This is a genomic window from Kitasatospora sp. NPDC097691 (assembly GCF_040302665.1).
In the GTDB taxonomy this organism is placed as follows: Bacteria; Actinomycetota; Actinomycetes; order Streptomycetales; family Streptomycetaceae; genus Kitasatospora.
In genome coordinates this window covers 154,559-180,044 of record NZ_JBEORY010000007.1, presented here as the reverse complement: position 1 = coordinate 180,044, position 25,486 = coordinate 154,559, and the positions used below count along the sequence as shown (strand labels likewise).

Genomic DNA, 25,486 nt, shown 5'->3' with positions numbered 1-25,486 from the left:
TCAGACTCCTTGGGCATCGGGCTTCGCCACCGGCTCCGGCTCGGCGGTCCCGCTCTGGGGGCTCAGAAGATCACGCAGCCGGCGGTGCCACACCGGATGCTTGCGCGGCGGGACGTGATCGACCCCGCCGGGCGTCCATGGATTGCAGCGCAGGATGCGCCACACGGTCAGTCCGCCGCCCTTGACCGCCCCGTGTACCTTCACGGCCTCGTAGCCGTAGTGCGAGCAGGAGGGGTAGTAACGGCATACCGGACCCAGCAGTGGGCTGATCGTCCACTGGTAGACCCTGATCAGACCCATCAGCAGGTACTTCATCGCCCTGCTCCCGTCGGCGCCGTGGCGGCGGGCTCGGCCCTCAGCAACCGCTTCAGCGCCGCGTCCAGGTCCCGTTCGAGATCCTGGTACGAGGCGGACGCGGCCTGGGGCAGCGCACGCACCACTATCAGGCTACCGGCGGGCAGCCTGGACAGGCGATCACGCACGAGATGGCGCAACCTGCGCTTCACCAGATTGCGGACGACCGCCGGACCAACGGCCTTGCTCACGACGAAACCCGCACGCGCCGAAGGAGTCCCCTCGGCGACGTGCGGGCGGGAGTCGCTGGTCCGGTCGGTCTGCCCCTGGGGGTCACCCTCTCTGCTGAGATGGACGACCAGAAGGGGCCGGCCGGCCCGGCGACCGCGTTTCACCGCGGTCGCGAAGTCCTGGCGCCGCCGCAGCCGATTCTCGGAGGGCAGCACAACAGACTCTGGCGCGGATCAGGCGGACAGGCTGGCGCGGCCCTTGCCACGGCGGGCAGCCAGAATGGCGCGGCCGGCGCGGGTACGCATACGCAGCCGGAAGCCGTGGGTCTTCGCGCGGCGACGGTTGTTCGGCTGGAAGGTGCGCTTGCTCACTCGGGGGCTCCTGAGGTGAATCGTAGGATGACGAGAAGTCGCTTGGCCGTCACCGTGCGTCCGCGTGATCTCCCCTGATTTCGGAAATCCGGCCCATCGCCCCAGTTCGGCTGGGGTCTTGGGCAATCCACGGCGCCCGTGCTGCGCGCCTTATGGAGCGGGTGGACCCGCGGACATGCGGCAGCGGCCATCGACAACTCGACCTGGTTACGGTACGCGGGACGGGGTGCGAGGGTCAAACCAGCCTCCCCGACCCGCTTTACCCACAGCCTGTGGACAACGACTTGATCCCGCCCTGTTCGCTGACTACCGTTGCAGAACTTGTCTGGTTTGTTCTTGGAAAGCGTGCACCAGTGGCTGATGTCAACAGCGACCTCGTCCCGGTCTGGGCCAGGGTCGTCGAGCGGCTGGTCAGCGACCCCGATGTCGGAGAGATGGACAAGCAGTGGGTGCAGCGCACCCAGCCGATGTGGATGATGCACGACACCGCCCTGCTGGCGACCCCGAACGAGCGGGCCAAGCAGGTGCTGGAGGGCCGGCTGCTGCCGCAGCTGACCGAGGCCCTCAGCCGTGAGCTCAGCCGCCCGGTCCGGATCGCCGTCATGGTCGATGCCAACGCCGTGCCGACCACCCCTGCGCCCGCCCCCCAGGCCCCCGCCGAGCCCTACCCCGGTCCGGCCGAGGACACCGGCGGCTACGGCGGCCAGGACTACCAGCAGCCGTACGAGCAGGACCAGCCCTACGAGCAGCGGCAGCGGTACGAGCAGGACCAGCCGTACGAGCAGGACTACGAGCGCCCCCGCTACGACACCGGCGGCTACGAGCAGCGCCCGGCCCCGTACGGCGGCCCCTCCGCCGGCCCGCAGGGCTGGCCGGGCTACCAGGACCAGCCGCCCGTCTCCTACGAGCACGAGGAGCCCGCGCCCCGTCCGGCGCCGCGGCCCCTGCCGGGCGCATCCGCGACCACCCAGGGCGACCTCTTCGGCGGCGCCTACGGCCCCGGCCCGAACGAGCAGCCCCGCGGTGGCGCAGGCCGCCGCGCCGCCGGTTCCCGCCCCACCGGCGGTCGCCCGGCCGAGAAGGCGGCCCCGGAGCGGCCCGGCGAGCGCTCCGCCGTCCCCGGCGTGCCCGCCCCGCCCGGCGCGCCCCCGGCCGGCGGCTCCCGCAAGGACGAACCGGCCGCCCGGCTGAACCCCAAGTACCTGTTCGACACCTTCGTCATCGGCGCCAGCAACCGCTTCGCGCACGCGGCGGCGGTGGCGGTCGCCGAGGCCCCGGCCAAGGCGTACAACCCGCTCTTCATCTACGGCGAGTCCGGGCTGGGCAAGACCCACCTGCTGCACGCCATCGGGCACTACTCGCGCAGCCTCTTCCCGGGCACCCGGGTGCGCTACGTGTCCTCCGAGGAGTTCACCAACGAGTTCATCAACTCGATCCGGGACGGCAAGGCGGACACCTTCCGCCGCCGCTACCGGGACATGGACATCCTGCTCGTGGACGACGTCCAGTTCCTCGCGAGCAAGGAGTCCACGCAGGAGGAGTTCTTCCACACCTTCAACACCCTCCACAACGCGAACAAGCAGATCGTCCTCTCCTCGGACCGGCCGCCCAAGCTGCTGACCACGCTGGAGGACCGGCTGCGCAACCGCTTCGAGTGGGGTCTGATCACCGACGTCACCCCGCCGGAGCTGGAGACCCGGATCGCGATCCTGCGCAAGAAGGCGATCCAGGAGCAACTCAACGCTCCCGCCGACGTGTTGGAGTTCATCGCGTCCCGGATCACCCGCAACATCCGGGAGTTGGAGGGCGCCCTGATCCGGGTCACCGCCTTCGCCAACCTCAACCGGGCGCCGGTGGACATGGAGTTGGCCGGGATCGTCCTCAAGGACCTGATCCCCGGCGGGGACGAGGACGCCGGTCCGGAGATCACCGCGCAGGTCATCATGCAGCAGACCGCCGCGTACTTCGGCCTGGGCGTGGACGACCTCTGCGGATCCTCCCGCAGCCGCGTCCTGGTGACGGCCCGCCAGATCGCGATGTACCTGTGCCGGGAGCTCACCGACCTGTCGCTGCCGAAGATCGGCGCGCAGTTCGGCGGCCGGGACCACACCACCGTGATGCACGCCGACCGCAAGATCCGCTCGCTGATGGCCGAGCGCCGCTCGATCTACAACCAGGTCACCGAACTCACCAACCGCATCAAGAGCTAGCCACCGCCGCACACCGCGGCCCGAGGGCGTCAGGAGCGATCCTGACGCCCTTTTCGCGCATCCACAGGTGTGCGGCCGGCGCCGACCGGGCATGAACGCGGTGGACGGACGGGGTGCCAGTCCACAGTCCGCGTCGAACAACTGACCGGTGATTCGAAAACCCGGGGCGCGCAAGGCCGTTGTCCACAGGACGAGCGCCTTCCCCGCCGTCCACAGGCCGGGGAGCCCGGAGTTATCCAGAATTCGTCCACAGGCCCGTCGCCGCTACGCTCTTCCGCGCAGGTCAGGTGCCTGTGGACTTGTGCACAACGGTTATCCACAGGGTGTGGACAATTGACGGCCAGCCAGTGGGCCGTCCGGGTTGTCCACCGGTTGTCCCCAGGCGCGGGCAGGTTATCCCCAGGTTGTCCACAGCGGCGTCCACAGTTCGACAACCGTGGGCTGGCGTTCATACCCTGGTGTGAAAGGCGTCACGCAAAGTTGACCGGCGCCCGTGGATAACCGGGCCCGGATCTGGGGATAGCCCTGGGGATAACCTGTGGATACCCTGCGTGCCCTGTGGGTAACGCTCGGCTGTCCACAGCGCGGCCTGCCCGTCCACAGCCGCCGTCCACATGCGCTGTGGACAAAATTCGGGCCCTGACCTGCGGAAACGGGGTTATCCACGGTTTCCACAGGCCCTACTACTACCACTACACAGTTAGACCGTGGACTTGCTTTCAAAGTGGGTGGGCCCGAAATCTGTGGACAACCGCGCCCCGACACTTGTTCGGCTTGCTTCCGCCCGTCTGCCCCGTCTGTCGGCGGAGTACGTCAGACTGTCCTTGCGACTGGAAGCGGAGTTGAGCAGAGCTCGGCGGACAGCCCAACCGACGATCAAGATCAGACGAACCAGAGTGCGAGCGGGAGCGCTCGATCCAGGAGGCGGTTACCGGTGAAGTTCCGGGTGGAGCGTGACGTCCTCGCGGAGGCGGTGGCCTGGGCTGCCCGCAGCCTCCCGGCACGGCCGCCGGTGCCGGTGCTGGCCGGCCTGCTGCTGACGGCACAGGAGGGCAGCCTGGCGCTGTCCGGCTTCGACTACGAGGTCTCGGCCCGGGTCGAGCTGGAGGCGGACGTCGAGGAGGCCGGCACCGTCCTGGTCTCCGGTCGACTGCTGAACGACATCTCCCGCAACCTTCCCAACAGGCCGGTGGAGATCTCCACCGACGGCCAGCGGGTCAGCGTGGTGTGCGGCAGCTCCCGGTTCACCCTGCCCACCCTCCCGGTGGACGAGTACCCGGCCCTGCCCCAGATGCCGACCGCCACCGGCACCGTCTCCGGGGACGTCTTCGCCTCGGCCGTCAGCCAGGCCGCGGTCGCCGCCGGCCGGGACGACACCCTGCCGGTGCTCACCGGTGTCCGGGTCGAGATCGAGGGCGACCGGATCACCCTGGCCGCCACCGACCGCTACCGCTTCGCGGTCCGCGAGCTGCTGTGGAAGCCCGAGCAGTCGGACATCTCCGCGGTCGCCCTGGTGCCGGCCAAGACCCTGCAGGACATCGCCAAGTCCCTGGGCAGCGGCGACAACGTCTCCATCGCGCTCTCCTCGGGCGGTGCGGGCGAGGGCCTGATCGGCTTCGAGGGCGCCGGTCGCCGGACCACGACCCGGCTGCTGGAGGGCGAGTTCCCCAAGTTCCGCAGCCTCTTCCCGACCGAGTTCAACGCGATCGCCGCGATCCAGACCCAGCCCTTCCTGGAGGCGCTCAAGCGCGTCTCGCTGGTCGCTGAGCGCAACACCCCGGTCCGCCTCAACTTCGAGGAGGGCGTGCTGACGCTGGAGGCCGGCTCGGGCGACGACGCCCAGGCCACCGAGCGGATCGAGGCCTCCCTGGAGGGCGACGCCATCTCGATCGCCTTCAACCCGGGCTACCTGGAGGAGGGCCTCAAGGCCATCGACTCCGCCTACGCCCAGCTGAGCTTCACCACCCCGACCAAGCCCGCGCTGCTCAGCGGCAAGGTCTCGGTGGACGCCGAGGAGGACAAGGCGTACCAGTACCTGATCATGCCGGTCCGCCTCTCCGGTTGATCCGCTGAACCGTTGATCCGCTCCGCTTCCGCGTGACCGTCCACAGGCTGTGCACACCCGCTGTGCACAGCCTGTGGACGTCTCCCCCGGTCGGGCCCGACCGCAGACGGGCCCCGGTGGTTCAGCGCGTAGGCTCAGGGAGTGCGGCAACGGCGCCGCCGGCAGGCACGTCACCACAGGTAAGGACTTGGTCATGGAGCTCGGCCTCATCGGTCTCGGCAAGATGGGCGGCAACATGCGCGAGCGGATCCGCCGCGCCGGCCACACCGTCATCGGCTACGACCGCAATCCGGACATCTCCGACGTCGAGAGCCTGCAGGAACTCGTCACCAAGCTGCAGGGCCCGCGCGTGGTCTGGGTGATGGTCCCGGCCGGCGCCGCCACCCAGGCGACCGTCGACGAGCTCGCCGAGCTGCTCTCCCCCGGTGACGTGGTCGTCGACGGCGGCAACTCCCGCTGGACCGACGACGTCAAGCACGCCGAGGCGCTGGCCGCCAAGGGCATCGGCTTCGTCGACTGCGGCGTCTCCGGCGGCGTCTGGGGCCTGGAGAACGGCTACGCGCTGATGTACGGCGGCGACGCCGAGCACGTCGCGCGGGTCCAGCCGGTCTTCGACGCGCTCAAGCCCGAGGGCGACTTCGGTTCGGTGCACGCGGGCGCGGTGGGTGCCGGCCACTTCGCCAAGATGGTCCACAACGGCATCGAGTACGCGATGATGCAGGCCTTCGCCGAGGGCTGGGAGCTGCTGGAGGCCGCCCCCGAGGTCACCGACGTGCGCGAGGTCTTCCGCAGCTGGCAGGAGGGCACCGTCATTCGCTCCTGGCTGCTGGACCTGGCCGTCCGCGCCCTGGACGAGGACGAGCACCTGGCCAAGCTGCGCGGTTGGGCCGCCGACTCCGGCGAGGGCCGCTGGACCGTCGAGGCCGCGATCGACCACGCCGTGCCGCTGCCGGCGATCACCGCCTCGCTGTTCGCCCGTTTCGCGTCCCGCCAGGACGACTCGCCGCAGATGAAGATGATCGCCGCGCTGCGCAACCAGTTCGGCGGCCACGCGGTCGAGTCGAAGTAGTTCTCCCCGGGGCCCGGTCCCCACCGGGGCCCGGCCCCGGTTCATCCACAGAAGGCGAGCGCAGTCCACAGCCATGCACGTCGCGCATCTGTCGCTCGCCGACTTCCGGTCGTACGCCCGGGCCGAGGTTCCCCTCGACCCGGGCGTGACGGCCTTCGTGGGGCCCAACGGCCAGGGCAAGACCAACCTGGTCGAGGCGATCGGCTACGTCGCCACCCTGGGCAGCCACCGGGTCGCCACCGACGCCCCGCTGATCCGGCTGGGCACCGAGCGGGCGGTGATCCGCACCTCGGTGGTGGACCGCGGCCGCTCGACGCTGGTCGAACTGGAGCTCACCCCGGGCAAGGCCAACCGCGCCCGGATCAACCGCTCCGACAACGTCCGCCCGCGCGACGTGCTGGGTCTGCTGCGCACCGTGCTGTTCGCCCCCGAGGACCTCAGCCTGGTCAAGGGCGACCCGGGTGAGCGCCGACGTTTCCTGGACGAGCTGCTGACCGCCCGCGCGCCCCGGCTGGCCGGCGTGCGGCAGGACTACGAGCGGGTGCTCAAGCAGCGCAACGCCCTGCTGAAGACCGCCGCGATGGCCCGCCGGGCGGGCGGCGGCAAGGGCGCGGACCTGTCCACCCTGGAGGTCTGGGACGGCCACCTGGCCCGCGCCGGGGCCGAGTTGACGGCCTTCCGGATCCAGCTGGTGGCCGCCCTGCAGCCGCTGGTGACGGCCGCCTACGGGCAGCTGGCCCCCGGCGGCGGCGAGACCACCCTGGAGTACCGCAGCTCCTTCGAGGGCGAGCTGCCGACCAGCCGCGAGCAGGCCGAGGAGCAGCTGCTGCAGGCGCTGCAGGCGGTCCGCAAGCAGGAGGTCGAACGCGGCCTCACCCTGGTCGGCCCACACCGCGACGAGCTGGTGCTCAAGCTCGGCCCGATGCCCGCCAAGGGCTACGCCAGCCACGGCGAGTCCTGGTCGTACGCGCTGGCGCTGCGGCTGGCCTCGTACGAGCTGCTGCGCGCCGACGGCGGTGAGCCGGTGCTGATCCTGGACGACGTGTTCGCCGAGCTGGACGCCGCCCGCCGGGACCGGCTGGCCGAGCTGGTGGCCGACGGCGAGCAGGTGCTGGTGACCGCTGCGGTCGCCGAGGACGTTCCGAAGGCGCTGGCCGGCGCCCGGTTCGCGGTCTCCGACGGCGCCGTGCGCCGCGTCGACGCCTGACCGCGCACCCGTTCCACGACCCCCGTCGCGTTCCCCCGACCCCGCCGCGATCCACGGCGTCCGAGTACTCCCGTAGGCTGGACGGCTCGACGGGCGCGCGACCGCGACCGTTGTCCACAGGCTGGGGAAAGGAGATCGCCGTGAGCGAGTCGGCGGAGCACTCCCCCAAGCCCGGCACCCCCAAGCCCGGCACCCCCAAGCCCGGCACCCCCGAGCCGACCGGTGCCGACCTGGCCCGCTCCGCGCTGCGGGCGGCCCGTGCCCAGGCCCGCCAGCGCGGTGAGCAGGTCCGGGAGAAGCGCGAGGCGAAGCGGCACGGCCTTCGCAGCGGCGCCCGCTCGGACGGCCGCGACCCGGTCCCGCTGGGCGCGGCGCTGAACCGGCTGCTGACCGAGCGCGGCTGGGAGTCCTCGGCCGCCGTCGGCGGGGTGATGGGCCGTTGGCCGCAGATCGTCGGCCCGGACATCGCCGCGCACTGCCACCCCTCCTCCTACGACGAGGCCGCCGCGGTGCTCACCGTGCAGTGCGACTCCACCGCCTGGGCCACCCAACTGCGATGGCTGGCGCGGCAGTTGGTGGCCCGTCTGAACCACGAGCTGGGCCACGGCACGGTCAAGACCATCAAGGTGCTGGGCCCGGCGGCGCCCGCCCGCGGCTACGGCCGGCTGCGCGCTCCGGGGAGCAAGGGGCCGGGCGACACCTGGGGCTGACCGGTGTCGGACCGGTGCCGGACCGGTGTCGGCCCGAGTGCCGACGCGGTGCCGGCCCGGCGCCCGCCCGGTGCCGATCGGATGGCGATCTTCCGGAACCCCTGACAGCCCTCCCAGGCGCTCTGGGGCCCCCGGGCGAGTATCGGGACATGTGCAGAGGGGATTCAGGGCGGCGTATCTGCCTTCAAGGGCTGCCAAACGCCCATCTCTGTCAGTCGTACCGGTAGACTGAGAGCCAAACACTGTTGCTAGTGGCAACCGAGTCGAAACGCCGTGGTCGCACGCTCGCCCGCACGGGGCGGGAATGCGGCCCGTGCTGTGCCAGAGAGGGCGCTTCGTGGCCGATTCCGGCAACCCCAGCCAGACCCCAGACCAGTCCGACCAGGCTTCCTACACCGGTAGCAACATCCAGGTGCTGGAAGGCCTCGACGCCGTCCGCAAGCGCCCCGGCATGTACATCGGTTCCACCGGCGAGCGCGGCCTGCACCACCTGGTGCAGGAGGTCGTGGACAACTCCGTCGACGAGGCGATGGCCGGGTACGCCACCCACATCGACGTCACGATCCTGCCCGACGGCGCGGTGCGCTGCGTCGACAACGGCCGGGGCATCCCGGTGGACATCGTCCCCGGTCAGGAGAAGCCGGCCGTCGAGGTCGTCCTCACCGTCCTGCACGCAGGCGGCAAGTTCGGCGGCGGCGGCTACGCGGTCTCCGGCGGTCTGCACGGCGTCGGCGTCTCCGTGGTGAACGCGCTGTCCACCCGGCTCTCCGTCGAGATCCTCCGGGACGGCCGCCGCTGGACCCAGGACTACAAGATGGGCGCCCCGACCGCCGCCCTGGCGAGCACCGAGCTGGCCGCCGAGGAGGCCGACCGCACCGGTACCAGCGTCACCTTCTGGGCCGACGGCGACATCTTCGAGACCACCGTCTACTCCTTCGAGACGCTCTCCCGGCGCTTCCAGGAGATGGCCTTCCTCAACAAGGGCCTGTCGATCTCGCTGACCGACGAGCGCCCGGAGCACGTGGACGAGGAGGGCAAGCCGCTCACCGTCACCTACAAGTACGACGGCGGCATCGCCGACTTCGTCGCGCACCTGAACTCCCGCAAGGGCGAGCCCATCCACCCCTCGGTGATCGACTTCGAGGCGGAGGACAAGGACAAGGCGATCTCGGTGGAGATCGCGATGCAGTGGAACTCCTCCTACACCGAGGGTGTCTACAGCTTCGCCAACACCATCCACACGCACGGCGGCGGTACCCACGAGGAGGGCTTCCGCGCCGCGCTGACCGGCCTGGTCAACCGCTACGCGCGGGACAAGAAGCTGCTCCGCGAGAAGGACGACAACCTCTCCGGCGAGGACATCCGCGAGGGTCTGACCGCGATCATCTCGGTCAAGCTCGGCGAGCCGCAGTTCGAGGGCCAGACCAAGGACAAGCTCGGCAACACCGAGGCCAAGACCTTCGTCCAGAAGGTCGTCCACGAGCAGCTCAACGACTGGCTGGACCGCAACCCCAACGAGGCCGCGGACATCATCCGCAAGTCCATCCAGGCCGCCACCGCGCGCGTCGCCGCCCGCAAGGCCCGCGACCTGACCCGTCGCAAGGGCCTGCTGGAGTCCGCCTCGCTGCCGGGCAAGCTCTCGGACTGCCAGTCCAAGGACCCGTCCGAGTGCGAGATCTTCATCGTCGAGGGTGACTCCGCCGGCGGCTCGGCCAAGCAGGGCCGCGACCCGCGCACCCAGGCCATCTTGCCGATCCGCGGCAAGATCCTGAACGTCGAGAAGGCCCGGATCGACAAGGTGCTGCAGAACACCGAGGTCCAGGCGCTGATCTCGGCCTTCGGCTGCGGCATCCAGGAGGACTACGACGAGTCCAAGCTGCGGTACCACAAGATCGTGCTGATGGCCGACGCCGACGTCGACGGTCAGCACATCCGCACCCTGCTGCTGACCCTGCTGTTCCGCTTCATGCGGCCGCTGGTCGAGTCCGGGTACGTCTACCTCGCCATGCCGCCGCTGTACAAGATCAAGTGGGGCAAGGACGACTTCGAGTACGCCTACTCGGACCGCGAGCGCGACGCGCTGATCGCCGCCGGGGTGGAGGCCGGGCGCCGGCTCCCCAAGGACGACGCGATCCAGCGCTTCAAGGGTCTCGGCGAGATGAACGCCGAGGAGCTCCGGGTCACCACCATGGACGCCGAGCACCGGCTGCTGCTCCAGGTCACCCTGGAGGACGCCGCCCGCGCCGACGAGCTGTTCTCCGTGTTGATGGGCGAGGACGTCGAGGCCCGCCGCTCCTTCATCCAGCGCAACGCCAAGGACGTCCGCTTCCTGGACGTGTGACGCCTGCACCCCAGGCCCCGCACGTACCAGTCCGCGTGAAAGGAAACTGACCACCAGTGGTCGACGACAACCGTCCCGAAGGCGAACAGCCCGAGACCCCCGAGGCCGCCGAGGCCACCGCCCAGGTGACCATGCGGATCGAGCCGGTCGAGCTCGAAACCGAGATGCAGCGCTCGTACCTCGACTACGCGATGAGCGTGATCGTCAGCCGTGCGCTGCCCGAGGTCCGCGACGGCCTCAAGCCGGTGCACCGCCGCGTGCTCTACGCGATGTACGACGGCGGGTACCGCCCCGAGAAGGGCTACTACAAGTGCGCCCGCGTCGTCGGCGACGTGATGGGCAACTACCACCCGCACGGTGACACCTCGATCTACGACACCGTGGTCCGCCTGGCCCAGCCGTGGTCGATGCGGATGCCGCTGGTGGACGGCAACGGCAACTTCGGCTCCCCGGGCAACGACCCGGCCGCGGCCATGCGCTACACCGAGTGCAAGATGATGCCGCTGGCCATGGAGATGATGCGCGACATCGACGAGGAGACCGTCGACTTCGCGCCCAACTACGACGGCCGCTCGCAGGAGCCGACCGTCCTGCCCGCGCGCTTCCCCAACCTGCTGGTCAACGGTGCCACCGGCATCGCGGTCGGCATGGCCACCAACATCCCGCCGCACAACCTCCGCGAGGTCGCCTCCGGCGCGCTCTGGTACCTGGAGAACCCGGAGTCCTCCAACGAGGAGCTGCTGGAGGCCCTGATCGAGCGGATCAAGGGCCCCGACTTCCCCACCGGCGCGCTGATCGTCGGCCGCCGCGGCATCGACGACTACTACCGCACCGGCCGCGGCTCGGTCACCATGCGCGCCGTGGTCGAGGTCGAGGAGATCCAGGGCCGCCAGTGCCTGGTGATCACCGAGCTGCCGTACCAGGTCAACCCGGACAACCTCGCGCTGAAGATCGCCGACCTGGTCAAGGACGGCAAGATCGCCGGCATCGCGGACGTCCGCGACGAGTCCTCGTCCCGCACCGGCACCCGCCTGGTGGTCGTGCTCAAGCGCGACGCGGTCGCCAAGGTCGTGCTGAACAACCTGTACAAGCACACCGAGCTGCAGACCAACTTCGGTGCCAACATGCTGGCCCTGGTCGACGGCGTGCCGCGGACCCTGTCGCTGGACGCCTTCATCCGGCACTGGGTCAACCACCAGGTCGAGGTCATCGTCCGGCGCACCCGGTTCCGGCTGCGCAAGGCCGAGGAGCGCGCCCACATCCTGCGTGCCCTGCTCAAGGCCCTGGACGCGATCGACGAGGTCATCGCGCTGATCCGGGCCTCGGCGAGCGCCGACGCCGCCCGCACCGGCCTGATGAGCCTGCTCGACATCGACGAGCTCCAGGCCAACGCCATCCTGGAGATGCAGCTGCGCCGCCTGGCCGCCCTGGAGCGCCAGCGGATCACCGACGAGCACGACGAGCTGCAGCGCAAGATCGACGAGTACAACGCGATCCTGGCCTCGCCGACCCGCCAGCGGGAGATCATCTCCGAGGAACTCACCGCGATCGTCGAGAAGTACGGCGACGACCGGCGCTCCATGCTCATCCCCTCCGACGGCGACCTCTCCATCGAGGACCTCATCGCCGAGGAGGACATCGTCGTCACGATCACCCGTGGCGGCTACGTCAAGCGGACCCGCTCCGACCTCTACCGCTCGCAGAAGCGCGGCGGCAAGGGCGTGCGCGGTGCCCAGCTGAAGCAGGACGACATCGTCGACCACTTCTTCGTGACGACGACCCACAACTGGATCCTGTTCTTCACGAACAAGGGCCGGGTCTACCGCGCCAAGGGCTACGAGCTGCCCGACGCCGGTCGCGACGCCCGAGGCCAGCACGTCGCCAACCTGCTGGCGTTCCAGCCGGAGGAGCACATCGCCCAGGTGATGGCCGTCCGGACCTACGAGGACAAGCCGTACCTGGTCCTCGCCACCCGGGCCGGCCTGGTGAAGAAGTCCCCGCTGAAGGACTACGACTCCCCGCGCTCCGGCGGCCTGATCGCGATCAACCTGCGCCAGGACGAGGAGGGCCGGGACGACGAGCTGATCGGCGCCGAGCTGGTCTCCTCCGAGGACGACCTGCTGCTGGTCTCCAAGAAGGCCCAGTCGATCCGCTTCACCGCGACCGACGACGCCCTGCGGCCCACCGGCCGCGCCACCTCCGGCGTCAAGGGCATGGCCTTCCGGGAGGACGACGAGCTGCTCTCGATGAACGTCGTCCGTGCGGGCACCTACGTCTTCACCGCCACCGACGGCGGGTACGCCAAGCGCACCGGTGTGGACGAGTACCGTGTCCAGGGACGCGGCGGCTACGGCACCAAGGCGGCGAAGATCGTCGAGGGCCGGGGTTCGCTCGTCGGCGCACTCGTGGTCGACGAGACCGACGAGATCATGGCGATCACCCTCTCGGGTGGGGTGATCCGTACGAGGGTTTCCGAGGTTCGTGAAACCGGACGTGACACGATGGGCGTCCAACTGATCAACCTCGGAAAGCGCGATGCTGTTGTGGGCATGGCCCGCAACGCGGAGGCCGAGGACGAGGACACGGTGGAGGACGAGGTCGCTGGCACCGAGTCCACCGAGGCCACCGAGACGGCCGAGGGTGCGGAGACGGCGGTCGGCGGAGACGTCGAGGCCTGACCCGAAACCGCAGACCGGTGTCGCCGCGTCCATACACAGAGGGCGCGGCGACACCGGACGCCGACCAGTTCCGGGCAATCCCGCCGGGCGCTGGATGACGAGTGACGAAGCAGGGCGGCCGCGCCGTCCTGGTGGAAGTGCGGGAGGACCAGGTGAGTGGAGCCACGGGTGCTGCGGGAGGGACCTCCGGCGGCCGTCCGGGCGCGCAGGGCGGGGGTTCGTACGGTGTGCCGCAGCCGCCGACCGAGCACTCGACCGCGTCCACCTCGCTGATGCCGCCGGTCGGCGGCCAGACACCCCCGGCGTCGGGGAGCCCGGCGCCCGGCTCGGGGGGCTTCTCCCAGCCGACCACGTACGCCAAGGGGCAGCCGACCCCGGCCCGGGGCACCCGGACCTCCGGCAACACCCCGGCCGGCGGCACCCCCGTCCCCGGGGCGGCGCGCCGCCCCGCCGGGGCGCCCGCGGCCGCGGCCGCCGGACCGGGCCTCGGCCGGACCCGCAAGGCCCGGCTGCGGGTGACCAAGGTCGACCCGTGGTCGGTGATGAAGGTCAGCTTCCTGCTGTCGCTGGCCGTCGGCATCATCATCATCGTGGCCTCGGCGGTGCTGTGGATGACGCTGGACTCGCTCGGCGTCTTCGACTCGCTGAGCAAGACCCTCAAGGACGTCACCGGCTCCGACAGCAGCGGCGGCGTGAACCTGATGGACTACGTCGGCTTCGGCAAGGTGATGACCTTCACCACGCTGATCGCCGTGGTCGACGTCGTCCTGCTGACCGCGCTGTCCACCCTGTCCGCGTTCATCTACAACGCGGCGGCCGGCTTCACCGGCGGCGTCGAGCTGACCCTGGCCGAGGAGGACTGACCCCGGGCCGGATCCTGACCCGCGCTCAGCTCCCCGTCCACGGACGGAATGTACGGGCCCCACCGACTGTTCAGGTCGGTGGGGCCCGTCGGCATTCGGGTGACAGCCGGCTCCCCGCGGCGTGCCGTCCGGAAGCCGGTCGGCCGCCGTGGGATTAGCTGGGTGCCGCCCGTTCCGCGCCTGGGAGTGCCGCAGGCCGCCCCCGGTCCGCCCGACCGGGCCAGGTGAGGTTCAGCAGGACGACTGGACGGAGGCGCGCGGTGGCGAAGCTCGCAGGTCAACTGGTCGAGGCCCTGGACGGGCTGCTGGGGGTTCCGGTACCGCTGCGGGTGCAGGCCTGGGACGGCAGCGTCGCCGGGCCGCCGGGAGCGCCCACCGTGGTCCTGCGCAACCGCCGGGCACTGCGTCGCCTGCTCTGGCAGCCGGGCGAGCTGGGGCTGGCCCGGTCCTACGTCGCGGGGGACCTGGAGGTCGGCCCCGGCAGCGACCTCTACGACGTGCTCTCGGTGGTCGGCCGGTTCGCCGAGCGGCCGGAGATCCGCACCCTCGACCTCGGGCCCGGCGACGTCCTCGGCGCCAAGGGCCGCCGCGTCCTCGCGGCCGCCCTGCGGGCCGGGGCGCTCGGCCCCGAGCCCGCGCCGCCCCGGGAAGAGGTCAGGAAGGCCGCGGGGCGGCTGCACAGCCGCAGCCGGGACCGCGCGGCCATCAGCCACCACTACGACGTCGGGAACGACTTCTACGGCCTCGTGCTGGGCCCGTCGATGGTCTACTCGTGCGCCTACTGGACGCCGGGGGCGAAGAGCCTGGAGGCGGCCCAGGAGGCCAAACTCGACCTGATCTGCCGCAAGCTCGGCCTGCGGCCCGGGATGCGGCTGCTGGACGTCGGCTGCGGCTGGGGGTCGCTGCTGCTGCACGCGGCCCGGCGGTACGGCGTCACCGCGGTGGGCGTCTCCATCTCCGCGGAACAGGTCGCGCTGGCCCGCACACGGGTCGAGGAGGCCGGCCTGGCCGCCCGGGTCGAGATCCGGCTCCAGGACTACCGGGAGACCGCCGACGGGCCGTTCGACGCGATCTCCAGCGTCGGGATGGCCGAGCACGTCGGCTCCGAGCAGTACCGGGTCTACGCCGAGGGCCTGTACCGCCTGCTGGCCCCCGGCGGCCGGCTGCTCAACCACCAGATCGCCCGCCGCCCGAACCACCCCGGTGAGCGGTACCACGCCAGTCCCTTCATCGACCGCTACGTCTTCCCCGACGGCGAGCTCTCCCCCGTCGGTTCCACCGTGGCCCGGCTGGAGGAGGCCGGCTTCGAGGTCCGCGACGTCGAGTCGCTGCGCGAGCACTACGGGCTGACCCTGCGCGAGTGGGTGGCCAACCTCGAAGCGCACTGGACGGAGGCGGTCCGGCTGGTCGGCCGTGGCCGCGCCCGGGTCTGGCGGCTGTACATGGCGGCCTCCGCGCTCGCCTTCGAGCAGAACCGGATCGGGATCAACCAGGTCCTCGCCGTCCGCAGCACCGAGGAGGGCGCGGCGGGCCTCCCGCCGACCCGCGAGGAGTGGCTGCTGCGCCCCGCCGCCGGTACGCCGCAGCCGGCCGTCGGCGTCCCCGCCGCAGGTCCGGCCGGCCCGGATTTGGGAGATCGGCCGTCGGTCCGCTAATCTTTCAGTGCGGCGAGGGCCTATAGCTCAGACGGTTAGAGCGCTTCCCTGATAAGGAAGAGGCCACAGGTTCAAGTCCTGTTAGGCCCACCACCGCGAAGGCCCCGGAGTGATCCACTCCGGGGCCTTCGACGTTTTCGCGGATCGGGCGGATTCGGGTACGCTCTCTGTTCGGCGAGGGCCTATAGCTCAGACGGTTAGAGCGCTTCCCTGATAAGGAAGAGGCCACAGGTTCAAGTCCTGTTAGGCCCACCTCCCCGAAGGCCCCGGAGTGATCCACTCCGGGGCCTTCGACGTTCCCGGGCTGCGGATCCCGGGAACCGTCCGCCCGGCGCGGTGGTCGTGGTGCTCCGGTCGGAAGGCCCGGCGGACCGGGCCCGGCCTGGGATTCCGGGGCCGGCCGTGCGCGGGTGGAGCACCCGGCAGGAGGTGCTGCGTCAATCCTCGGACCGGACCGCCGGGTTGGCCGCACCGGTGGCTGGTCACGATTGGGACACCGGTGTGTATCATCGGCCGCAAGGGCAGTCTGGCACCCGGCCGCCCGTTTGCGCTCGAAACACATCTGGACTCGTCGGCCCGGTCAGTCCGGCCGGATCCGGCTCTTGAGTCCACCAACGCAAGAAGGACGAGGTCCCGCGGTGAAGAAGCTTCTCCTGGTCGCCCTGGTCGCCCTCGGCGGCTTCTTTGTCTACCGTCAGGTCCAGGCGGACCGCGCCGAGCAGGACCTGTGGACCGAGGCCACCGACCCGGTTCCGGCCGGTCGCTGACCCCGGGCGATCTGACGATCGACGATCTTCGGGGGCGCCCACCCGCGCCTCCCGGGCCGGCCGGCCCGGTCGACCGACCGGACCGGCCGGTTCCCTTCGGGGGACGGCGCTGGGAAACGCGCCGGGACCCGGTACGCTAGTGCCCGTCGGCACGCGCGATGCCGTCGAGGGGCATTAGCTCAGTTGGTAGAGCGCTGCCTTTGCAAGGCAGATGTCAGGAGTTCGAGTCTCCTATGCTCCACAGTTCACAGCAGTAGCCGATCGGCCGCTGACCGGATTCCGGTCAGCGGCCGATCGGCGTTCGCGGGCCTCTCCGCGTCCTCCGCACGGTCAGTCCGCCGCGGGGCCCCCGTCGTCGGTGGGCTTGCCGGGCTCGGCGGTCCCGCCCTCGGGGCCGGCGCCGTTCACCGGGGCGGTGGCGGCGTGCGCGCCGGCCGGCCGGGGTTCCTGCGTGGCCGGGGGCTCGACCAGCCACTCCGGGTTGCTGTGTCGGCGCCACCACTGCCAGGCCACCAGGCCGCTGCCGATCGCCAGCAGGCCGGCCACGGTGAGGCCGGTGGTCCAGCCGCGGCACCGTTCCTTCCGGGCGTTCCGGGCGGCCAGTTCGCTGATCTCGGCCGAGCTGACGTGGCCCTGCAGGGCGGTCAGCGCGGCGGCGCCCCGGTACTGGGCCTCCTGGGCGACCGGGACGACCACGGCGCGGGCGTCGCCGACCGCCTGGGCCACCCTGGGGCCGACGGTGGTGCGGGCCTGGTCCGCGGCGCGGGCGGCGGAGAGGCGGGCCGCCAGAGCGGCCTCCTGGGCCCGGTGGAGGGCCTTCAGGGCGTTCTGCTGGGCCTCCGGCGGCAGGCTGGCGAAGGCGTGGCCGAACTGTGGGGCGAGGTGCTTGTCGTACTGGACGCGGAGGTTGTGGGCGGCCTGGGCGGCCATCGGCCCGACGGCGTCCAAGGCGGGGCCGATGCGCTGCTTGGCGCCGTCCGCGAACTGTGCGGCGGTGTCCCGGGTCCTGGTGGCCGTCTCACGGGCTGAGTCCGAAAAGCTCACGAGTCTCTCCTCCTGGGTGGCGTCCTTTATGCACCTATCCACCTGAATGCTGATCATGCATGCAGATTTGTCCGACGGCACCTCGGGATGGGCCGTACGCGGGGTGGTGCGGGGCGTCGGGGTGGTGGTGGGCGTGGCGGGGCACGCGAGGGTGGCGGGATGTGGGGGAGCGGGCCGTGGGGCGGGGGTGCGGCAGTAGGCTGGCTGTTTCGGAGGTCGCGTACGGGAAGGGGACCCGCTGATGCTCCCGGACGAGCCGCGGTCGTCGGCCGATCCGTCCCCGGAGGGCGGACTGCCCGGCTGCTACCGCCATCCAGGGACGGCCACCGGGGTCTCCTGCACCCGCTGCGAGCGGCCGATCTGCCCGGAGTGCATGGTGACCGCCGCGGTGGGCTTCCAGTGCCCCGAGTGCGTCAGCCAGGGGCACGCCGGGAACCGGCGGGCGACCACCCGGTTCGGTGGGGCGCTCGCGGCCGACGGCGGGCTGGTCACCCGGGTGCTGGTCGGGGTCAACGTGGTGGTCTGGCTGCTGGCGGCCTACGTGCTCACCCCGCGGCTGGGCCAGACCTGGTCGCTGTTCAGCGCGGGCCGGGACATCCTCGGCGGCCCGGCCGGCATCGCGGACGGCCCGGACCAGTGGTACCGGCTGCTGACCGCCACCTTCCTGCACCTGGAGTGGTGGCACATCGGGCTGAACATGCTGGTGCTGCTCTGGCTCGGCCCGCCGCTGGAGGAGGCGCTCGGCCGGCTCCGCTTCCTGGCCCTCTACCTCGTCTCCGCCCTGGGCGGCAGCACCTTCGCCTTCCTGGTCGCCGGGGACTGGATGAACTCGGTGGGGGCCTCCGGGGCGATCTTCGGGCTGATCGGCGCCACGATCGTGCTGCAGCTGCGCAACAAGGGCCCGCTGGGCCCGGCGGTGGCGTTCCTGGTCTTCAACCTGGTCGTCACCTTCTCGCGCCCGGGCATCGACTGGCGGGCGCACCTGGGCGGCCTGGTGCTGGGCGCGCTGACCGCGGCCGGCCTGATGTACGCCCCGCGCGAGCGCCGGGGGCCGTTCCAGGGGCTGGCGGTGGCGGGGGCCCTGGCCGTGGAGGCGGCGATGCTGCTGATCGGGATGTCCCTCTACGGCGCCTGAGGGCCGGGCGTCACGGCGTCCCACTGCCCGGGCGTTTGTCCACAGCGGGTGCGGGGTTGTGCACAGGCTGTGCGCCGCCCCGGCTGTGGACTGTTGTTCTACGCGTGTCCTGCTGTGCGGTTCTCCTGTTTCCGGGAAGTTGTGCACAGCTGTGGACGGCTCCGGGCAGGAAAGTTATCCACAGGCTGGGGGGACTTTTCCCCAGTGTGGATAACCATGTGGATAAGCCCGACAGTCCGATGGTGGGGATAACCGACCGGGTTCCCGTCGATGTCGGGGCACGCCTGACCGCCGCCCCGGGACGAGCGATCCGGAGCGGCGGGGAGCGGCCCGGTTCCGGGCCTCAGGACGAGCGGGTCGTCACTTCCACTGGGTGGAGACGCCGAACCCCGCGGCGATGAAGCCGAAGCCCACCAGGATGTTCCAGTTCCGCCAGCTCTCGACCGGGTAGTTGCCGCTGGTCACGTAGTAGGTGACGATCCACACCAGGCCGATCAGGAACAGTGCCAGCATCAGCGGCGCGACCCAGCCGCGGCCCGAGCTGATCTTCACCGTGGCCGTCGTCGTCGGCGGGGTGTAGTCGGACTTCTTGCGGAGTCGAGACTTCGGCACGAGGGGTTCTCCTGTCGATGCGCTGTGAGACCGCGCAGAGGTGCAGCGGGTGGGTCGGGTGTCTGCGGTCGGCAGTGAGGACGCTCTGAGGACCGCTCCGCACATGCCACCGGCGTCCGTTAGCGTAGTGGCTCGGCGGGTCTTGAGGAGATAAGGGTACGGTGACTAATTTGTCGATTCCCCCTGAGGCGGTCCGTACCCGCCGCTCCGGTACCCGAATTGTCGGACATGCCCTGACCTGCGCCGTCTTCGCGCTCGCCGGGCTGCTCTTCTACATCAGCGCGCAGACCGCCCGCGGCACCGACCTGCGGACGGACAACTCGCTGCTGAGCCTCGGCGACGTGGTCCGCCAGCGCAGCGCGCAGAACCAGCAGGCGCAGTCCCAGCTCGCCGACCTCCAGGCCCGCGCCCAGGACCTCACCGAGCAGCAGGGCCACAGCCCCGCCGACGCGGCGCAGCTGGACGGCCTGCGGCTCGGCGCCGCCCTGGAGCCGCTGCAGGGCGGCGGCCTGACCGTCACCCTCAACGACGCCCCGCCGAACGCCACCGCGCGCATCCCCGGCGTCCCCGAGCCCGGCGTCAACGACCTGGTCATCCACCAGCAGGACATCCAGGCGGTGGTCAACGCGCTGTGGCGGGGCGGCGCGGAGGGCGTGCAGGTGATGGACCAGCGGCTGATCTCCACCAGCGCCGTCCGCTGCGTCGGCAACACCCTGCTGCTCCAGGGCCGGGTCTACTCCCCGCCGTACGTGGTCAAGGCGGTGGGGAGGACCGACGCGCTGCGCTCGGCCGTCGACGCGGACCCGACGATCCGCAACTACCTGCAGTACGTCCAGGCGTACGGGCTGGGCTGGAAGGTCCAGGAGAGCGGGGACCTCACCCTGCCGGGGTACTCCGGCACCACCGAGCTGCGGTCGGCGGGCGGGCAGCAGTAGCGGACCGGCCTCGCGGCCGTGGGAGGCGGGTCTACTCTTGACCCAGTCTGCTACGACGAGGGAGCACCATGTACGGCTTCATCTGGCGTCACCTCCCGGGGAACATCCTGGTCAAGGCCGTCATTTCGCTGCTCCTCGTCCTGGGGATCGTCTACCTGCTCTTCACCTACGTCTTCCCGTGGGCGGAACCGTTGCTCCCCTTCGGTGACGTCACAGTGGACGGCGGCGCCGGCGCCGCGGCCGGCTGAGCCGGCGGCCCGGCACTTCCATCCAGCACCGCATCCCACGGAGACCACGCGCGCATGACCACCCAGTCGAACCCGCCCCGCATCCTGGTGGTGGACAACTACGACAGCTTCGTCTTCAACCTGGTGCAGTACCTGTACCAGTTGGGCGCCACCTGCGAGGTGGTGCGCAACGACGAGGTCAGCGTCGAGCACGCCGTCCGCCGCTCGGGCGAGGAGGGCTTCGACGGGGTGCTGCTCTCCCCCGGGCCCGGCGCGCCGGAGGAGGCCGGGGTCTGCATCGAGATGGTGCACCACTGCGCGCGGATCGGGCTGCCGGTGTTCGGGGTCTGCCTGGGCCTGCAGTCGCTCGCGGTCGCGTACGGTGCGGTGGTCGGCCGGGCGCCGGAGCTGCTGCACGGCAAGACCTCGCCGGTCGAGCACGAGGACGGCGGGGTGTTCGAGGGCCTGCCCTCGCCGCTGACCGCGACCCGCTACCACTCGCTCGCGGTCGAACCGTCCACCGTGCCGGAGGAGTTGGTGGTCACCGCGCGGACCGAGAGCGGTGTGATCATGGGCCTGAGGCACCGTGAACTGCCGGTCGAGGGCGTGCAGTTCCACCCCGAGTCTGTACTCACCGAGGGCGGGCACCGGATGCTCGCCAACTGGCTCGCGGAGTGCGGCTTCCCGCAGGCCGTGGACCGGTCGGCCGGGCTCGCCCCGGTGATCGGCCGGGGCTGAGCGGCGTGACCACGCTGCGTCCGGAGGGGCGTTACCAGCCGGAGGCGGACCCGTACGGCGGCGCGCGGCAGTTCGACGGCGCCCAGCCGTACGCGAGCCCGCAGTACGGCGCTGCCGGCGCCGCCCCGTACCCGCAGGAGTCCCCGGTCCGGACCGGGGACGAGGACGCCTGGGGCGTGTACGAGCAGGCCGAGGAGCCCCTTGAGGGCGGGCCCGAGTACCCCTGGCTGCCCGACCAGACCCTCCAGCTGCGGCTGCCCGTCGGGGCCGGGGCGTCGGCAACCGAGCCGGCCCCGCCGACCGGCGGCCGGGCCGAGCGCCGCCGGGCCGCCCAGGGCCGTACGGCGATCCGGTCGGGCAACGGGCGTCGGCGGGCGAGGGGCCGGTCCGCGGGACGGGCGCGCCCCAAGGAGTCCGCGCTCGTCGTGACCGCCCGGGCCGTCGGCGAACTGTGCATAACGCTCGGCCTGGTGATGCTGCTGTTCGTCGCCTACCAGCTCTGGTGGACCAACGTGCAGGCCGACGCGGCCGCTTCCGGCGCCCGCGACCAGCTGGAGCAGCAGTTCGACGCGGCCCAGGCGCCCGCCCAGCCGGGGCAGCCGGCTCCGGACCCGAACAAGCCCGAGGTGTTCGAGCCGGGCAAGGGCTTCGCCATCGTCTACCTGCCCAAGCTGGGGCTGAAGTTCCCGATCGCCGAGGGCACCTCCAAGTCGGCGGTGCTCGACAAGGGCCTGGTCGGCCACTACACCGGCACCGCGATGCCGGGCGACAAGGCGGGCAACTTCGCGCTGGCCGCCCACCGCAACACCCACGGCGAGCCGTTCCGGTACATCAACCAGCTCTCCAAGGGCGACAAGGTCGTGGTGGAGACCGCCGCCGGGTACTACACCTACGAGATCACCGGGGGCATCCCGGAGACGTCCCCCAGCAACGTGAGCGTGATCAAGCCGGTGCCGAACGGCTCCGGTTACACCGGCCCCGGCCGCTACATCACGTTGACCACCTGCACCCCCGAGTTCACCTCCAAGTTCCGTCTCATCGTCTTTGGGAAGATGATCGAGGAACGGCCGCGCAGCCAAGGCAAGCCGGCCGCGATCACGGGCGGGTAGCCGCCCGGACGCCCGGCCCGGAGGGGGACCACCGCACATGCAGGACGACGAGACCGCCCGGTCGACCGAACCGGGGCAGGACGCCTTCCCCCCGACCGGGCGGGCGACCGGGCGGGGGCGGAGCCGGGCGCTGGCCGCGCTCGGGGTGTTCGGCGAGCTGCTGATCACCCTGGGCCTGGTGCTCGGCCTGTTCGTGACCTACTCGCTGTGGTGGACCAACGTGCAGGCCGACCGCGCGGCGTCGGAGGCCTCCGACCGGCTGCGCAGCTCCTGGGCCGCGGGCCCGACCGCGACGGCGGCCCCCTCGGCCGCCCCCGGCGGCACCCCCGCCCCCGTCCCCGCTCCCGCCCCCGGCGCCCCGCCCGCGGCGACGCAGTTCGCGGTCGGGGACGACGTCGGCTTCCTGCACGTCCCGGCGATGGGCAGGGACTTCCAGGTGCTGATCCGGATGGGCACCTCCACCGAGGTCCTGGACGAGGGCGTGGCGGGCGTCTACGAGCAGCCCTACAAGGCCGCGATGCCCTGGGACCAGGCCGGCAACTTCGCGCTGGCCGCCCACCGGGACGGCCACGGCGCCAAGTTCCACGACCTGGACGCCGTCCACCGGGGCGACGCGGTCGTCGTCGAGACCAAGGACAAGTGGTACGTCTACAAGGTCGACAACACCCTGCCGGAGACCTCCAAGTTCGACACCGGCATCGTGGCGCCCGTCCCGGTGAGTTCCGGCTACACCGCCCCCGGCCGCTACATCACCCTGACCACCTGCACGCCGGTCTACACCTCGCGGTACCGGATGGCGGTCTGGGGGAGCCTGGTGCGGGTGGACGACATGGACGCCAAGCGCACCCCGCCGCCGGAGCTGCGGCACTCCTGAGGCCGCCTGACGGTTCGTCCGGACCGCCCGGCGTGCAGGAGGGCGGGAGGAGGAGCGGGAACGCCCGAGGGCCCGCCGCATGCGCTGCGGCGGGCCCTCTGGCTTCGCTGTCCGGTGCTACCGGGCTCCGGCTCCCCGGTTCAGCCGAACCAGGGGAAGATCGGAGGCCTAGTGGTCTCCTTTGGCGGGTGGGGTGGTGGGGTCGCCCCCTTTGGCCGGATCGGCCGGCTTCGTGAAGAGCTGGACCTGGGTGTTCGGGTCGAGCATGGTGCCGGCGCCCGGGTTGCTCATCTGGACGATCGCGTTCGGGTCCGACGGGCCGCTGACCACGGTGTAGCCGAGGTTGACCTTCGCGAGCTGGGCGATGGCGTCCGACAGCTTCTGGTTCTGCAGCGGCGGGACCTGCGACTTGTCCGGGGCCTTGAAGATCGTCAGCGCGATCTTGGTGTTGGCCGGGACCTTGGTGTTGGGCTGGACCGACTGCGAGGCGACGGTGTTGACCTTGGTCGGGTCGTTGGTCGGCGTGGTCTTCGAGGCGTCGACCTGGAATCCCGCGGTCTGCAGCTGGTTCTGCGCGTCGTCCTTCTGGGCACCGACCACGTTCGGGACGTTGATCTTGCTCTTGCCCTGCGAGACCGTCAGCTTGATCGGGGCGGTCGGGTCGGCGCTCCCACCGGCCGGCGGGTCCTGGGCGGTGACGGTGTCCTGCGCGGCGGTGTCGTCGTCCTTGTACTCGGGGGCGCCGACGTTGGTGAAGCCGGCCGCGGCCAGGGCCTGCAGCGCCTGGTCCTTGGTCTTGCCGACCACGGGCGGCACGGTCGCCTTCGCCGGGCCGGAGGAGACCTGCACCGTGATGGTCGCGGTCTCGGCCACCTGGGTGCCGGGCGTCGGGGTCTGGGTGCAGACCTGGTCCTTCTTGACGGCGGCGTCCGGGCAGGCGATCTTGTCGCCCTCGGTCACCACCAGCTTGGCTCCGGCCGCGGCGGCGGCCGTCTTGGCGTCGGCCAGGCTCTTGCCGACCAGGTTCGGCGCCGCGATCTTCGCGGCATCCTTGGCGCCCTTGTCGCTGAACATCGCCTGGGCCACGAAGAAGGTGCCGACCAGGACCAGCACGGCGGCCACCGCCAGCACGATCCAGGAGGTGTTGCTCTTCTTCGGCTGGTCGCCGCGCCGGCCGCCGCGGCCCTGGCCGTCGTCGTAGCCGTCGTTGCCGCCCGCGCCGGCGTAGGTCTGGCCGTAGCCGTCGTCCGGGTAGCCGCCCTGCTGCCCGTAGCCGGGCTGCCCGGAGGCCTGCGGCAGGACGGTGGTCGGGCCGCCGCCGGGCTGCTGCGGCAGCACGTTGGTCTGGCCGTACGGGTCGTGCGGCTGCGGGTAACCGTTCTGGTCGTAGCCGTAGCCGGCCGCGCCCATGCCGTAGGCGGCCTGCTGGGCGGCGGCCACCGGCAGGCCGTCGAGGAAGCGCTCGATGTCGTCGCGCATCTCGTCGGCGCTCTGGTAGCGGTAGTCCCGCTCCTTGGCGAGCGCCTTCAGCACGATCGCGTCGATCTCGGGCCGCACCTCGGGATCGAAGACCGACGGCGGCTGCGGCTCCTCCCGGACGTGCTGGTAGGCCACCGCGACCGGCGAGTCGCCGACGAACGGCGGGCGGACGGTCAGCAGCTCGTAGAGCAGGCAGCCAGTGGAGTAGAGGTCGGAGCGGGCGTCGACCTGCTCGCCCTTGGCCTGCTCGGGGGAGAGGTACTGGGCGGTGCCGATGACGGCCGAGGTCTGCGTCATCGTCATCCCGGCGTCACCCATCGCACGGGCGATGCCGAAGTCCATCACCTTGACGTTGCCCTGCCGGGTCAGCATCACGTTGGCGGGCTTGATGTCGCGGTGCACGATGCCGGCCCGGTGCGAGTACTCCAGGGCCTGGAGGATGCCGATGGTCATCTCCAGCGCGCGCTCCGGCAGCAGCCGGCGGCCGGAGTGCAGCAGCTCGCGCAGGGTCGACCCCTCGACGTACTCCATCACGATGTACGGGATGGAGATGCCGTCGATGTAGTCCTCGCCCGTGTCGTACACGGCGACGATCGCGGGGTGGTTCAGGGACGCCGCCGACTGCGCCTCACGGCGGAAGCGGGCCTGGAACGACGGATCCCGGGCCATGTCGGCCCGGAGCGTCTTCACGGCGACGGAACGGCCGAGCCGGGTGTCATGGGCGAGGTAGACCTCGGCCATGCCGCCGCGTCCGAGGACGCCGCCCAGCTCGTACCTGCCGCCTAGGCGACGAGGCTCTTCCATAGTTCCGACCCTCTCCCTCACCCGCCGGTGAGGTTGTGACGTAGGTGTCCCCGCACGCTCTGGGTGAC

Annotated in this window: 22 protein-coding genes and 3 tRNA genes; 19 read left to right on the top strand and 6 right to left on the bottom strand. The window is 71.2% G+C overall.

Translation table 11 applies throughout. The annotated features are described in order from the left end of the window. Genes yidD through rpmH form a run of 3 tightly spaced genes read right to left on the bottom strand, consistent with a single transcriptional unit; the run spans position 1 to position 896 of the window. Positions 1-315: a membrane protein insertion efficiency factor YidD gene (gene yidD / locus ABTY56_RS07790; protein ID WP_350526575.1), complete on the bottom strand. Its 315-nt coding sequence runs from the start codon at positions 313-315 to the stop codon at positions 1-3. Further along, positions 312-740 carry a ribonuclease P protein component gene (gene rnpA, locus ABTY56_RS07785; protein ID WP_350526574.1) on the bottom strand — a complete coding sequence of 143 codons (429 nt, stop codon included), beginning with the start codon at positions 738-740 and terminating at the stop codon, positions 312-314. Before rnpA ends, yidD begins: the two co-directional genes overlap by 4 nt. Positions 741-758: 18 nt before the next feature. Beyond that, positions 759-896, bottom strand: a complete 138-nt coding sequence (gene rpmH / locus ABTY56_RS07780) for a 50S ribosomal protein L34 (RefSeq protein ID WP_030059672.1) — start codon at positions 894-896, stop codon at positions 759-761. 353 nt (positions 897-1,249) lie between these two features. On the opposite strand from rpmH, the gene dnaA reads away from it, so the two are divergent. The 13 genes from dnaA to ABTY56_RS07715 all read left to right on the top strand — a co-directional run bounded on the left by dnaA (position 1,250) and on the right by ABTY56_RS07715 (position 16,702). Further along, positions 1,250-3,106: a chromosomal replication initiator protein DnaA gene (gene dnaA / locus ABTY56_RS07775; RefSeq protein ID WP_350627463.1), complete on the top strand. Its 1,857-nt coding sequence runs from the start codon at positions 1,250-1,252 to the stop codon at positions 3,104-3,106. A gap of 934 nt (positions 3,107-4,040) precedes the next feature. Then, positions 4,041-5,171 (top strand): DNA polymerase III subunit beta, encoded by a 1,131-nt coding sequence (gene dnaN, locus ABTY56_RS07770; RefSeq protein WP_350526572.1) that lies wholly within the window; start codon positions 4,041-4,043, stop codon positions 5,169-5,171. Between the two features lie 193 nt (positions 5,172-5,364). Beyond that, a complete protein-coding gene (gene gnd / locus ABTY56_RS07765; RefSeq protein WP_350526571.1) occupies positions 5,365-6,240 on the top strand; it encodes a phosphogluconate dehydrogenase (NAD(+)-dependent, decarboxylating) in 876 nt (291 codons plus the stop codon). A 73-nt stretch (positions 6,241-6,313) separates the two neighbouring features. Beyond that, a complete protein-coding gene (gene recF, locus ABTY56_RS07760) occupies positions 6,314-7,447 on the top strand; it encodes a DNA replication/repair protein RecF (RefSeq protein WP_350627462.1) in 1,134 nt (377 codons plus the stop codon). A 140-nt stretch (positions 7,448-7,587) separates the two neighbouring features. Continuing rightward, positions 7,588-8,157, top strand: a complete 570-nt coding sequence (locus tag ABTY56_RS07755; RefSeq protein WP_502893046.1) for a DciA family protein — start codon at positions 7,588-7,590, stop codon at positions 8,155-8,157. A gap of 313 nt (positions 8,158-8,470) precedes the next feature. Beyond that, positions 8,471-10,498 carry a DNA topoisomerase (ATP-hydrolyzing) subunit B gene (gyrB, locus tag ABTY56_RS07750; RefSeq protein ID WP_350627461.1) on the top strand — a complete coding sequence of 676 codons (2,028 nt, stop codon included), beginning with the start codon at positions 8,471-8,473 and terminating at the stop codon, positions 10,496-10,498. Between the two features lie 131 nt (positions 10,499-10,629). Next, positions 10,630-13,176, top strand: coding sequence for a DNA gyrase subunit A (gyrA, locus tag ABTY56_RS07745; RefSeq protein WP_502893052.1), 2,547 nt, complete (start codon positions 10,630-10,632; stop codon positions 13,174-13,176). A 101-nt stretch (positions 13,177-13,277) separates the two neighbouring features. Further along, entirely contained in the window at positions 13,278-14,039 is a 762-nt protein-coding gene (locus ABTY56_RS07740; RefSeq protein WP_350627459.1) for a DUF3566 domain-containing protein, read from the top strand. 260 nt (positions 14,040-14,299) lie between these two features. Then, complete coding sequence (locus ABTY56_RS07735; protein ID WP_350627458.1) at positions 14,300-15,694, top strand: class I SAM-dependent methyltransferase; 1,395 nt, start codon at positions 14,300-14,302, stop codon at positions 15,692-15,694. A gap of 16 nt (positions 15,695-15,710) precedes the next feature. Then, positions 15,711-15,787, top strand: a tRNA-Ile gene (locus ABTY56_RS07730). 85 nt (positions 15,788-15,872) lie between these two features. Further along, a tRNA-Ile gene (locus ABTY56_RS07725) sits at positions 15,873-15,946 on the top strand. A gap of 386 nt (positions 15,947-16,332) precedes the next feature. Beyond that, positions 16,333-16,461 carry a DLW-39 family protein gene (locus ABTY56_RS07720; protein ID WP_014137031.1) on the top strand — a complete coding sequence of 43 codons (129 nt, stop codon included), beginning with the start codon at positions 16,333-16,335 and terminating at the stop codon, positions 16,459-16,461. A 168-nt stretch (positions 16,462-16,629) separates the two neighbouring features. After that, positions 16,630-16,702 (top strand) — tRNA-Ala (locus ABTY56_RS07715). 89 nt (positions 16,703-16,791) lie between these two features. Here the strand turns inward: ABTY56_RS07715 and ABTY56_RS07710 are convergent. After that, positions 16,792-17,505 (bottom strand): DUF5324 family protein, encoded by a 714-nt coding sequence (locus tag ABTY56_RS07710; protein WP_350627457.1) that lies wholly within the window; start codon positions 17,503-17,505, stop codon positions 16,792-16,794. Positions 17,506-17,746: 241 nt separating this feature from the next. Between ABTY56_RS07710 and ABTY56_RS07705 the strand changes: the two genes are divergently transcribed. After that, the gene (locus ABTY56_RS07705) at positions 17,747-18,640 is read left to right on the top strand and encodes a rhomboid family intramembrane serine protease (RefSeq protein ID WP_350627456.1); all 894 of its coding nucleotides are present in this window, start codon (positions 17,747-17,749) and stop codon (positions 18,638-18,640) included. 360 nt (positions 18,641-19,000) lie between these two features. Here the strand turns inward: ABTY56_RS07705 and crgA are convergent, their stop codons facing one another. Beyond that, the gene (gene crgA / locus ABTY56_RS07700; protein ID WP_350627455.1) at positions 19,001-19,252 is read right to left on the bottom strand and encodes a cell division protein CrgA; all 252 of its coding nucleotides are present in this window, start codon (positions 19,250-19,252) and stop codon (positions 19,001-19,003) included. A gap of 176 nt (positions 19,253-19,428) precedes the next feature. On the opposite strand from crgA, the gene ABTY56_RS07695 reads away from it, so the two are divergent. The 5 genes from ABTY56_RS07695 (at position 19,429) to ABTY56_RS07675 (ending at position 23,135) form a co-directional block, all read left to right on the top strand. Then, on the top strand, positions 19,429-20,187 hold the full coding sequence (locus ABTY56_RS07695; RefSeq protein ID WP_350627499.1) for a DUF881 domain-containing protein: 759 nt from the start codon (positions 19,429-19,431) through the stop codon (positions 20,185-20,187). 68 nt (positions 20,188-20,255) lie between these two features. Next, positions 20,256-20,435, top strand: coding sequence for a hypothetical protein (locus ABTY56_RS07690; protein ID WP_350627454.1), 180 nt, complete (start codon positions 20,256-20,258; stop codon positions 20,433-20,435). Between the two features lie 54 nt (positions 20,436-20,489). Then, complete coding sequence (locus ABTY56_RS07685) at positions 20,490-21,152, top strand: aminodeoxychorismate/anthranilate synthase component II (protein WP_350627453.1); 663 nt, start codon at positions 20,490-20,492, stop codon at positions 21,150-21,152. 5 nt (positions 21,153-21,157) lie between these two features. Next, positions 21,158-22,261, top strand: coding sequence for a class E sortase (locus ABTY56_RS07680; RefSeq protein ID WP_350627452.1), 1,104 nt, complete (start codon positions 21,158-21,160; stop codon positions 22,259-22,261). Positions 22,262-22,298: 37 nt separating this feature from the next. Then, complete coding sequence (locus tag ABTY56_RS07675) at positions 22,299-23,135, top strand: class E sortase (RefSeq protein WP_350627451.1); 837 nt, start codon at positions 22,299-22,301, stop codon at positions 23,133-23,135. Between the two features lie 168 nt (positions 23,136-23,303). On the opposite strand, the gene pknB is transcribed toward ABTY56_RS07675, so the two are convergent. Next, complete coding sequence (pknB, locus tag ABTY56_RS07670) at positions 23,304-25,418, bottom strand: Stk1 family PASTA domain-containing Ser/Thr kinase (protein WP_350627450.1); 2,115 nt, start codon at positions 25,416-25,418, stop codon at positions 23,304-23,306. Positions 25,419-25,486 lie beyond the last annotated feature (68 nt).

Bases quoted from the DNA above. Each gene is read 5' to 3' on its own strand.
- ABTY56_RS07705 (WP_350627456.1), top strand. From the start codon at position 17,747: ATGCTCCCGGACGAGCCGCGGTCGTCGGCCGATCCGTCCCCGGAGGGC.
- ABTY56_RS07690 (WP_350627454.1), top strand. From the start codon at position 20,256: ATGTACGGCTTCATCTGGCGTCACCTCCCGGGGAACATCCTGGTCAAG.
- yidD (WP_350526575.1), bottom strand. From the start codon at position 315: ATGAAGTACCTGCTGATGGGTCTGATCAGGGTCTACCAGTGGACGATC.
- pknB (WP_350627450.1), bottom strand. From the start codon at position 25,418: ATGGAAGAGCCTCGTCGCCTAGGCGGCAGGTACGAGCTGGGCGGCGTC.
- recF (WP_350627462.1), top strand. From the start codon at position 6,314: ATGCACGTCGCGCATCTGTCGCTCGCCGACTTCCGGTCGTACGCCCGG.
- ABTY56_RS07675 (WP_350627451.1), top strand. From the start codon at position 22,299: ATGCAGGACGACGAGACCGCCCGGTCGACCGAACCGGGGCAGGACGCC.
- gnd (WP_350526571.1), top strand. From the start codon at position 5,365: ATGGAGCTCGGCCTCATCGGTCTCGGCAAGATGGGCGGCAACATGCGC.
- ABTY56_RS07685 (WP_350627453.1), top strand. From the start codon at position 20,490: ATGACCACCCAGTCGAACCCGCCCCGCATCCTGGTGGTGGACAACTAC.
- gyrA (WP_502893052.1), top strand. From the start codon at position 10,630: ATGCGGATCGAGCCGGTCGAGCTCGAAACCGAGATGCAGCGCTCGTAC.